General features: G+C 67.1%; 10 protein-coding genes. 4 read left to right on the top strand and 6 right to left on the bottom strand.

What is annotated here, in order from left to right; genetic code table 11:
* Positions 1-66 precede the first annotated feature (66 nt).
* The 3 genes from B2G71_RS23885 to B2G71_RS22465 all read right to left on the bottom strand — a co-directional run bounded on the left by B2G71_RS23885 (position 67) and on the right by B2G71_RS22465 (position 2,510).
* On the bottom strand, positions 67-675 hold the full coding sequence (locus B2G71_RS23885) for a hypothetical protein (protein ID WP_141521668.1): 609 nt from the start codon (positions 673-675) through the stop codon (positions 67-69).
* A gap of 138 nt (positions 676-813) precedes the next feature.
* Complete coding sequence (locus B2G71_RS22470; RefSeq protein WP_098108895.1) at positions 814-1,350, bottom strand: VOC family protein; 537 nt, start codon at positions 1,348-1,350, stop codon at positions 814-816.
* Positions 1,347-2,510, bottom strand: a complete 1,164-nt coding sequence (locus B2G71_RS22465) for an FAD-dependent oxidoreductase (protein WP_168176464.1) — start codon at positions 2,508-2,510, stop codon at positions 1,347-1,349. Before B2G71_RS22465 ends, B2G71_RS22470 begins: the two co-directional genes overlap by 4 nt.
* Before the next feature lie 180 nt (positions 2,511-2,690).
* On the opposite strand from B2G71_RS22465, the gene B2G71_RS22460 reads away from it, so the two are divergent.
* The 4 genes from B2G71_RS22460 to B2G71_RS22445 are packed head-to-tail and all read left to right on the top strand — an operon-like array spanning position 2,691 to position 6,645.
* The gene (locus B2G71_RS22460; protein ID WP_098108893.1) at positions 2,691-3,437 is read left to right on the top strand and encodes an arylmalonate decarboxylase; all 747 of its coding nucleotides are present in this window, start codon (positions 2,691-2,693) and stop codon (positions 3,435-3,437) included.
* A 48-nt stretch (positions 3,438-3,485) separates the two neighbouring features.
* The gene (locus B2G71_RS22455; protein ID WP_098108892.1) at positions 3,486-4,400 is read left to right on the top strand and encodes a polysaccharide deacetylase; all 915 of its coding nucleotides are present in this window, start codon (positions 3,486-3,488) and stop codon (positions 4,398-4,400) included.
* A gap of 31 nt (positions 4,401-4,431) precedes the next feature.
* Positions 4,432-5,955 (top strand): aldehyde dehydrogenase family protein, encoded by a 1,524-nt coding sequence (locus B2G71_RS22450; protein ID WP_240530307.1) that lies wholly within the window; start codon positions 4,432-4,434, stop codon positions 5,953-5,955.
* A gap of 15 nt (positions 5,956-5,970) precedes the next feature.
* A complete protein-coding gene (locus B2G71_RS22445) occupies positions 5,971-6,645 on the top strand; it encodes a hypothetical protein (protein WP_098108890.1) in 675 nt (224 codons plus the stop codon).
* A gap of 383 nt (positions 6,646-7,028) precedes the next feature.
* On the opposite strand, the gene B2G71_RS22435 is transcribed toward B2G71_RS22445, so the two are convergent.
* The 3 genes from B2G71_RS22435 to B2G71_RS22425 all read right to left on the bottom strand — a co-directional run bounded on the left by B2G71_RS22435 (position 7,029) and on the right by B2G71_RS22425 (position 10,561).
* Positions 7,029-7,787 carry an SDR family oxidoreductase gene (locus B2G71_RS22435; protein WP_168176463.1) on the bottom strand — a complete coding sequence of 253 codons (759 nt, stop codon included), beginning with the start codon at positions 7,785-7,787 and terminating at the stop codon, positions 7,029-7,031.
* Positions 7,788-7,833: 46 nt separating this feature from the next.
* Positions 7,834-9,276 carry an aldehyde dehydrogenase family protein gene (locus tag B2G71_RS22430; RefSeq protein WP_098108887.1) on the bottom strand — a complete coding sequence of 481 codons (1,443 nt, stop codon included), beginning with the start codon at positions 9,274-9,276 and terminating at the stop codon, positions 7,834-7,836.
* A 187-nt stretch (positions 9,277-9,463) separates the two neighbouring features.
* Positions 9,464-10,561, bottom strand: a complete 1,098-nt coding sequence (locus tag B2G71_RS22425; RefSeq protein WP_098108886.1) for an NAD(P)/FAD-dependent oxidoreductase — start codon at positions 10,559-10,561, stop codon at positions 9,464-9,466.
* Between the last annotated feature and the right edge of the window lie 43 nt (positions 10,562-10,604).

Here is a 10,604-nt window from a genome sequence, read left to right as displayed (position 1 = left end):
AACCTTGTGATTTCGATTACTTGGACTTCGATAAAACCCACGCTTTCCTGCGGGCTTCAGCGTTCTTCACCGGCGACCAGCTAGCGCCACATGAGAGCAACTCAATCGAAGTCTACGAAGCTTGATCGAACGTTTATCCCGCATATAGCTGCGCGCGGGCGTGAATTCGAGTTCGGGTGGGGCTGGTTCGAGATCATCTGGCGCTTTCACGCCCATTAATTGAATTTCGTCATAAATCTTCTTAAGTATTTCTAATTCTTTGGTTCTAACTTCAGTATTTTCTTGGATGGAATGGGTAAGTTCAGTATCCGATGCTCTAGATAGATCCCATAAGTAATACGCTAGAAAGCAATTTGCTATTGCAACTATAAGAGACAATGCAGCAGCGTTATTGTTCGTCCATTGCCAAAGAGAAGAAAGATTCGTGCCGAGTTTTTCAATCTTATTAGACGCATCTTCTGGTGATATATCGCCGGACTGAAGGCTTTGAGCGATCTCTACGAACCGTTCGATGCTCTCTCTCGTGACTTCTGGTGCTCGAAATGCAACTAAAGTCTTGCCGATAAAGTCGTAAGTTCCATCTTGAAGCTTCCCAATTCCACCACATCCGGGAATCGGGCAAGATTCCCAGCAATCGGTGACAGTCACGTCTTCCGCATCTTCGAAGGCGAACATGCTAGATGTAAACTGAAATCCGCATTTTATGCAGCGAGCTGGTATCGACATCGGAACTCCGATTCCGCAGGCGGATATAATGATATCAAAAACCTTTACAGTCTAGCCGATCAAAATTCCCTCGTTTCGGCTACGTCTTTACAAGCAATCTCGGCCCTCGGCGTATTCGATCTCGGGCCTGGTGCGGTTCTGTTGGGACGGGTCGGTCTCGACGAGGTTGATCAGCACTCCGTCGCGGTCGCGCAGGCAGACTTCGAGCTGGCTGCGGTGCTCCATCGCGAAGGTCTGCGGTTCGGGCGCCCAGGTGGCGCCGAGCGCGCGCAGGTCGGCGATCGTCGCCATGATGTCGCGCACGTAGAAGACGAGCGCGACTTCGCCGATCCGCGCCGGTCCGGCGGCGGCCGGAACCTGTTCGTCGGTGGTGCCGTCGGCGAGCTTGAACAGTCCGACCATGCCGTAGTTCGGGCCGGGCCGCTTGACGATCCGGATCTCGAAGGGCCTCGGATCGTCGAAGCCGAGGATCGCGGTGGCCGAGGGGTGCTGCAGCTTGCCTTCGTAATAGACCTCGCTGAGCCCGATCGCCGCGTAGAAGCGTGTCGCCGCGTCCAGGTCGCGCACGAAGATCGTCGCGCGGATCAGCGCCGAGGAGGGGTGCCGGCCGGAGGTATCGGTCATCGCGCGTGGGTATCCGTTGCGAAGGGGATGGTAACGGGATCGTATTCGTGGATGGCCGGATCGAGAAACGGCGGCGGCGCTTTTTCGTCCCATTGCCCGGCCCGGTCGAAAGCGAGCGCCTGCGCGCGCGAGGCTTCCTGGATTTGCCGCGCGCGCGGGATGCGCACCGCCTGATAGGCCCGGATCGCCGTGTCGGGATCGTCGTGCGCGGCCAGCGCGCGGTCGAGTACGACCGCGTCCTCGATCGCAAGGCCCGCCCCGAAAGCGAGGAAGGGCACCACGGGATGCGCCGAATCGCCGATCAGCACGGCGCGCCCCTTGGCCCAGAGCGGCGCCACCGGACGGTCGAACAGTCCCCAGCGGTAGAGCGGGCGTTTCGCCGCCTGCGCGATCATCGCCCGCGCGTCGGCATGGCTGCCGGCGAAGTTCGCGGCCAGTTCGGCCGGATCGCCCCGCTCGCTCCAGCCCTCGGCGGCCCATTCATGCGAGCGGGTTATGGCGACGCAGTTCACCTGCGTTCCCTGGCTCATCGTATAGGCGGTCAGACTGTCATCGGGTCCCGAGGTGATCGTCGCGCCGAAGCCCTGCATCAGCGGCGCCGCCTCGCCGTGATCGAGCACGAAGCGCCAGGCGACGCGGCCCGAAAAGGCGGGCGAGCCGTCGCCGAACAGGCTGGCGCGCACGCTCGAACGCGCGCCGTCGGCTCCGAACAGCATGGCGGCGGCGATCGCGCTGCCGTCCTCGAAGCGGGCGACGGCGCCCTCGGCACCTATTTCGATCCCGGCAAGCGCCTTGCCGAGCCGCAGTTCGGCAAGGCCCGTCGCCTCCAGGCGGGCGAGCAACAGCGATTGCAGGTCCGCCCGCGACATGCGCCGCGTCTCCCACAAGTGCTTGGCCGTCGCGCGCGTGGTCAGCGGCTTTCCCGTGTTCCAGTCGAGCACCACCGCCGGATCGGGCGGTTCGGCCAGCCGGTCGATGTCATCGCCGAGGCCGAGATGGGCGAGCCCGGCGCGCGCGCTGGCCGATAGCGTGAGGCCCGCGCCGACCGGCTCGATCGAAGGCGAGCGCTCGCACACGATCACCTGCCTGCCGCGGTTGGCAAGGCCCAGGGCCAGCGACAGCCCGGCGATGCCGGCGCCAATGACGAGATAGTCTTTCACCGCGCCTACCTTCCCTCCGGCGCGGCTCGCGGCCAGCGCCGGACACCGAGTGGCCGACAGGTGATCAATCCGGGGCCTGTCCCCTTGCCCGCCGCCGCCCGGCTACCGAGAAAGGGCCGCAAGTCCCGAGCGCTCGCGCGGACAGGGGCCGGGCAGACCGATCCTGTGTGGGGATGACCGATGACCGATTCGCTTGGATACCGGATGAAGTTCGCCGTCGTGGCGCCTTCGACCAACACCAGCGTGCAGCCCGAATACGACGACATGCGCCCGCGCGGCGTCACCAATCACTTCGCCCGCATCGCGATTCCGGATACCGAGGTCGATTCCGACGAAAGCTTCATGGTGATGCTCGACAACATCCGCGAGGCGACGATGGATTCGATCGACGTCGCCTTGTCGATGGAGCCGGGCTGCCTGATCATGGGCATGTCGGCCGAGACCTTCTGGGACGGCGCGGACGGGGCCGAGCGGTTGCACGGGCGGGTGCTCGAACGCACCGGCGGCGTGCCGGTGATCATGGGTTCGACCGCGGTCGATGCCGCGATCAGGGCCTACGGCGGCATCAGGAAGCTGGGCATCGTCACCCCCTACATGCCGGTCGGCGACGCGAACGTGCGCCGCTTCTTCGAGGACCAGGGCTACGAGGTAACCGCGATCAAGGGCCTGCGCTGCCCCTCGCCGATGAAGATCGCCCACGAAAGCCCGCGCACGCTCAAGCGCGCCGCCGAGGAAGTGGCCGACGGTGCGGACGCCGTGATCCAGTGCGGGACGAACCTCGCCTTTGCGCAGGTTGCGGCGATCGCCGAATTCTGGCTGGAAAAGCCGGTCATCGCCATCAATACAGCAACCTACTGGCATGCGCTGCGCAGCATGGGAATCGCCGACCGGAAGGAAGGCTTCGGCCGCCTGCTCGCCGATTTCTGACGAACCTTTCTCGCGCCCCCCGACGCGAACTTCACGGAGTCTCACAAGATGGAATACGACTATGTCCCGATGCCGCAACGCCAGCCGCTCAAGTGGCCGGGCGGGGCGCGGGTCGCGCTGCTCATCACGTTCAACCTCGAAACCTGGGACCTGACCAAGGACACCGACAAGCCCTACTACGCGGGCGGTCCGGCGATCCTGCCCGACATTCTGCCCGGCAATACGCCCGATTTTCCCAACTACACCTGGCGCGAATACGGCCAGCGCGTGGGCATCTGGCGGCTGTTCGACTTGTTCGACGAACTGGGCGTCAAGGCGTCGTGCACCACCAACGCGGTGACGTTCGAGCGCCGCAAGGCGATGACCGACGCGGTGCTCGAACGCGGCTGGGAACTGCTCACCCACAACTGGGAGCAGGGCGAGCTGCTGACCAACTTCGCGCATGATCCCGCCAAGGAGCGCGAGATCGTGATGCGCAGCCTCGCGCAGTTCGAAAAGTTCACCGGGCGCAAGTCGAAAGGCTGGCTCTCGTCCTCGCTGCGCGGGACGCTGCAGACCGCCGACATCCTCGCCGAGCAGGGCTGCACGTTCTACTGCGACATTATGAACGACGATCAGCCCTATCTGATCCGCACCCCGAACGGACCGATCGTCTCCGTGCCCTATTCGAACGAGATCAACGACTTCACCTTCATCACGCGCAAGAACTTCACCACCGACCAGTTCCGCGACGCGCTGATCGAGGAACTCGACGTGCTCTACGAAGAGGGCGCAAGTTCGGGCCGCATCATGAACATCGGTCTGCACCCGCACGTCACTGGCCGCGCACACCGTGTCCGCGCGATCCGCGAGTTCATCGAGCACGCCAAGTCGCTGCCAGGCGTCTGGTGGGCCACGCGCGAGGAAATCGCGGCCTGGTATCTCGAGAACCACGAAAACCACATCCCCGGCCAGCTCGGCTGAGCGCGGACCGGCAATGACAGAGGAAAAGACCTTGGTACGCCCCGACATCCCCGATGCGGACGCGGTGAGCGCCGCGCTTTCGCCCGCGACCCGCGAAGCGCTGGCGGGCGACTTTCCGCTGCTGATCGACGGCAGGTTCGTCGAGGCGGCGAGCGGCAGGCACGGCACGACCAGCGATCCGGCGACGGGCCGCGACCTGGCGCGGTTCGCGATGGGCGCGGCCGAGGATATCGACCGCGCGGTGGCGGCGGCGGCGCGCGCGTTCGAGGGGCCCTGGTCGCGGATCGGCAACTTCGGGCGGGCGCGGCTGCTGCGCCGCCTTGCCGAACTGCTCGAGGCCAACGCGCGGACGCTGGCCGAGATCGAGGTGCTCGACAACGGCATGCCGCTGATCCTCGCCGAGATGATCACGCGCGGCAATGTCGAACTGCTCAACTATTACGCCGGCTGGGCCGAGCGGATCGAGGGCACCACGACGAGCCCGCCCGAGCGGATTCTCGCCGAAGGCGATGCGCTCACCTACACGCTGCGCGAGCCGGTGGGCGTCGTCGGCCAGATCATTCCCTGGAACGTGCCGCTGTCGATGGCCTGCCTCAAGCTCGCGCCGGCGCTCGCGGCGGGCTGCACCGTGGTGCTCAAGCCCGCCGAGGAAACGCCGCTTTCGGCGGTGCTGCTGGGAAGGCTGATCCTGGAGGCGGGCATTCCCGAGGGCGTGGTGAACATCGTCAACGGCGACGGCGCGGAGGCGGGCCACGCGCTGGTGCGCCATCCGCGCGTCTCCAAGATCGCGTTCACCGGCTCGACCGAGGTCGGCAAGGCGATCGCGCGCGACTGCGCCGACGATCTCAAGAAGGTCTCGCTCGAACTGGGCGGCAAGTCGCCGGTGATCGTCTTTCCCGATGCCGACATCGCCAGGGCCATCCCCGGCGTCGCCACCGCGACGTTCTTCCTGCAGGGTCAGAACTGCATGGCGGGAACGCGCATCTTCGTTCACGCCGATATCTACGAGGAACTGCTCGAGGGTCTGGCGAACCACTGCGCCCGGATGAAGATCGGGCATGGACTCGCGCCCGGCACGATGATCGGCCCGCTGATCTCGGCGCGCCAGAAGCAGCGCGTGACGGGCTATATCGAGGACGGCAAGGCCAGCCCCGCGCGGCTCGTCGCCGGCGGCAACGCGATCGAGGGCGAGGGGCACTTCGTCGAGCCGACGATCTTCGCGGACGTTTCGCCCGACATGCGCATCGTGCGCGAGGAGATCTTCGGGCCGGTCATGGCCGTGCAGCGCTTCGAGGGCGACCAGATCGACGACGTCGTGCGCCTTGCCAACGACAGTGTCTACGGCCTGTCGGGAAGCGTCTGGACACGCGATCTCGCCACCGCGCATCGCGTCGCCGGACGCGTCCGTTCGGGCCATGTCTCGGTAAACTGCCACGGCGCGGTCGCCGCGAACATCCCGTTCGGCGGTTATCGCCAGTCGGGCTGGGGCCGCGAATTCGGGCGCGAGGGCATGGACCTCTATCTCGAGACCAAGGCGGTTACGGTCAGCCTCTAGATCAGGAAGAGCGACATGAGTGCACGGCGGCTTGCGGGCGAGATCGTCTACAACCATGCCCTGGGCGTTCGCGGGCGCGAACGCTTCGACATCGACATCCGCCCCAATGGCCGCACCGTGCGCGCCTATTGCATCATGGCCAACGGCCAGCTCACGCGCGACGCAAGCTGGACGCTCGACGCCGAGCACCGTCCGGTCGAGGCGCAGGTGCGCGTGGTCCGCAAGGGCGAACTGGTCGGCGCCACCTCCTATCGCTTCACCGACGAGGAAACGCACTGCGAAGCGTTGACCGCCGCGCTCGGCCGCGTCAGCCAGGTCTTGCCGGGACGGCGCGACTATGTCGGGCTGCATCCGCTGGTCGGCGACGGCATGATCGCGATCCGTGTCGGCACCGCCAACCCCGGCGTGCGCGTCGAGGTGCCGAGCGTCACCTGCTCGTACGACATCGAAGGCGAATCCTCGCTGCTCGCGCTGCCGATCACGATCGGCGTGACGTACCTCGGCCCCGAGGAGATCGAGGTGCCCGCCGGACGCTTCGCCGCCCAGCATTTCCTGCTGGAATGGGGCCCGGACTGGCCGCCCGCGCGGCTCTGGGTCGATCCCGACGATTACGTGACGTTGCGGCTGAGCTGGGAAGTCTCGGGCCTGACGTCCGAACTGGTCAGCTTCGGAGAGGGCTGGTCGCTATAGCTGCGTGGACGAACTCCACCGGCTCGAACGGCGTCCGGTCTCAAGGGTCTTCATCCTAAAGCGGACCGTCCGGACTCGACGACAAAGCAGTCGGGGCACATCCCCAATTCCGCTCAGCCTGAGCTTGTCGAAGGCCTTCGCGCGTGGCCTTCGACAAGCTCAGGCTGAGCGGGCGAGGTGCTGGCCGGGCTTCCGCTCACCCCGACCATCGCGACGTTCCAGGCTCGCAAGCAGTTTGCCGAAAGCGGACACCTGGCCGAACTCATGCCAACGGGCGGAGGTGCTGGCGGCCTGACCGCTGCCTACGCCCTTCGTGCCATCCGGACTGTTTTCCAAGGCTCGTCCCAGCGGTGGTTCGTCAAGGCAGCGATTGTCCAAACAACCTAGGCGCCGGGCATGTTGCCCCCGTCGATGGGTAGGTAGACGCCGGTGATCGCCGCGCTTTCGGGCGCCGCGAGGAACAGCACCCCGCGCGCGATGTCTTCTGCGGTCGCGAGGCGGCCGAGCGCGCTGTGGGCCTCCAGTCGCGCGACGAGGCTCGCGTCGGTATCGTCCTCGAGCTTGTTGCCCATCAGCATCGCGGTGGGCACCGCGCCCGGCAGCACGGCGTTGACGCGGATGCCGTACGGGCCCGCCGCGCCGGCGGCGGTGCGGGTCGTCATCAGGACGGCGGCCTTGGAACCGCAATAGGCCGCGCCGGAGGGGTTGGACTTGATCGACATGCCCGAGCCCATGTTGACGATCGCGCCGCGCCCGCGCGGCTTCATGCGCCGGATCGCATGCTTGCAGCCAAGGAACGTGCCGTCGGAATTGACCGCGAAGTGCCGACGCCACAGATCGATCGGCATGTCCTCGAAAGCGATGTTCGGACGGTATATCCCCGCGTTGTTGACGAGCACGTCGGGCGCGCCGAACTCTTCCTCGCAGGCGTCCATCAGCGCGATCCAGTCGTGCTCGTCGGTTACGTCGAGGCGGCGGCGCACGATGCTCTCGCCGTCGGCTTCCGATGCATCAGGATAGGAGATGTCGGTCGCCAGAACCCGGGCACCTTCGGCGGCGAAGGCCTCGACGATGGCCGAGCCCAACCCGCCCGCCGCGCCGGTGACGATCACGGTCATCGCTGTGAAGCGGCCTGCGCTCATCGCGCGGTTTCGCGTGATGCGACGGGACGTGCGGCGGCGTGCGGCATCAGCGCTGCCCCGGATAGCGGCCGCCGCCCGCCCCGGCGGGCTGATGCAAGCCTTTCGGGATCGAGTATTCGAGCAAGCCCTCGTCGGCATACTCGCGCCCGAAGCCCGCTTCGCCCGAGCCACCGAAGGGCAGGTCGAGCGAGAGGCCGCCGCGGTTGTGCGCGTTGATCATGCTCAGCCCGGCTTCCAGCCGCGAAGCGAGCGCCCAGGCGCGGTCGGCATCGGCCGACCAGACCGAGGCGGTGAGGCAAGGCGCGGCGTCAGCCATGGCCACGACCTCGTCCTCGTCGCGCCAGCTCAGCACCGGGAACACCGGGCCGAACTGCTCCTCGCGCACGAGACGGGCCTCCGCGTCGAGCCCGGTGACGAGCCGGGGCATCGCGAAATAACCGTTGGTCTCGAGCGCTCCGGCGGCGCCCTCGGCAAGCAGGTCGATGGTCCTGCCACCCGCCGCCACGGCCTCGGCGGCCAGCGTCTCCACCGCGTCGCGCGCCTTGGCGGTGACGAGCGGGCCCAGATTGACCCCGGCTTCGAGCGGGTCGCCCATCTTCAGCACCCTGCGCGCGGTCTCGACATAGGCCTCGAGGAAGCGCGCCATGATCGTTTCGTGGACGAAGATGCGCTTCGCCGCCATGCAAACCTGCCCGGCGTTGAGCAGGCTGCCCCAGATCATGCCTTCGAGGCGTTCTGGCGCGAGGTCGCAGTCGTCGAGCACGATCAGCGGATCGTTGCTGCCCAGCTCCATGATGCACGGCACGAAGCGGCTCGCGGCCCTGGCCAGCACCGCGCGGCCGACCGTGGTGCCGCCGGTGAAGGCGATCTTGCCGATTTCGGGCGCCTCGATCAGCGCGTTTCCGGTCTCCGCGTCGCCGTTGACCACGCTGAGCAGGCCGTCGGGCAGGCGCGCGGCGATCGTGCGCAGGAAGGCGGTGGTCGCCAGCGGCGCGAGCGGGGAGGGCTTCACGACGATGGCGTTGCCCGAAAGCAGCGCGGGGGCGACTTTGGTCGCCGAAAGGATCACCGGCGCGTTCCACGGCACGATCGCGCCGATCACGCCCACCGGCCTGCGCCGCATCAGCCGCCGGCCGGGGCCGCTGCCGCGCTCGGCATCGGGCAGGAGGCGCAGGGCCCGGCGCTCCATGTCGCCGAACAGGATCGTCGCGAAACGGACCTCGCCCGCGCTTTCGCCGACGGGCTTGCCCATCTCGCGGGCCATGGTCGCCCCGAGACCTTCGAAGTCGGTCACGCCCGCCACCGCCTCGCGCAGCATCGCGGCGCGCGCCTCGAGCGGGAGCTTCGCCCATCCGCATTGGGCGCGAGCCGCGCTGGCGACGCGGGCGGCGACCTGCTCCGCATCGTCCTTGGCGATGCGTCCGACGCATTCGTTGGGCCGGGCGGGATTTTCGCGCTCGATCCAGGCAGCGGCGGTTTCGGTGGTCATGGGCAGGCTGCCTCGGTCTGGATTGCGGCGATGAGACAGGCGTCGGGTGTCGATCGCATGGTCTCGGGCCAGGCTAGCGCACGGCGCGCTCGTGCCCAGCCGGAAAGCGCGGTTTTGATCACCAAACGGACAACGGGGGATGGCCTTCCCGCGCTGCCGGGTGACACAGCGCGAATCGCTCCGGGGATCAGGACGCGAGCCCGAGCCGCCGGCATACTTCCTCGGCGATCGCCAGCGAGGACGTGAGGCCGGGGGATTCGATGCCGAACAGGTTCATCAGCCCGGGCAGGCCGTGATCGGCCTCGCCCTGCAATACGAAATCGCCAAGCGGCTCGCCTGGTCCGACCAGTTTGGGCCGCACCCCGGCGTAGGCGGGCACCAGCTTCTCAGGATCGAGCGCGGGCCAGATCCGCCGCGCCGATTGCGCGAAGGCGGCGTGGCGGGCGGGGTCGACGTGATAGTCGATCGCGGGCACCCACTCGATGTCTGGTCCGAACCGCGCTTGTCCGGCGAGGTCGAGCGCCAGGTGCGTGCCGAGGCTGCCCGGCACCGGCAGCGGATAGACGAGCCGCGAGAACGGCACCTTGCCCTGGTAGGCGAAATAGCTGCCCTTGGCGTAGTGGAGCGGTGGGACCAGCGCGGCATCGAGCGGTTCGATGCGCGCCGCCAGCGCCTGCGCGCCGAGACCGCAGGCATTGACGAAGATATCGCAGGCCACTTCGATCCCGCCCGCCTCGACCGCCCAGCGGCCGTCGCGAAGGGTCACCGCATGCGCGGCGGTCTCGCGCGCGAGCACCGCGCCGCGATCCTCCGCCTCGCCGAGCAGCGAGAGCATCAGGCCGTGCGAATCGAGGATGCCGGTCGAAGGCGAGTGGATCGCGGCCTCGCAGCGGATCGCCGGTTCGAGCGCGGAGGCCCGCGCCCCGTCGAGCCATTCGAGCTCGACTCCGATCGCGCCGCCCTTGTCGAACAGCGCCCGCAGGTCGGCGACGTCGTCGCCCGCGAAGGCGGCGACCAGCTTGCCGCAGCGGCGATGGGCGATGCCGTGCGCCGCGCAATAGGCGTAGAGGCGTTCGCGCCCCTCGATGCAAAGCCGCTCCTTGAGCGAGCCGGGGGGATAGTAGAATCCGGCGTGAATGACTTCGGAATTGCGCGAGGAGGTGATCGTGCCGAACTGTTCCTCGCGTTCGAGGATCAGCACTTCGCGCCCGCGCCGCGCCAGCGCGCGCGCCACGGCGAGGCCGACCACCCCCGCGCCGGCAACGATGGCATCGACACGATCCATGTCGCAGCGATGGCCTCGCGGCGCGCCGCGCGCAAGAGCCAAG

It is taken from the genome of Novosphingobium sp. PC22D, assembly GCF_002556635.1.
Classification (GTDB): Bacteria; Pseudomonadota; Alphaproteobacteria; order Sphingomonadales; family Sphingomonadaceae; genus Novosphingobium.
The sequence above is the reverse complement of the archived record's forward strand: the minus strand, read 5'-3'. Positions and strand labels throughout refer to the sequence as shown.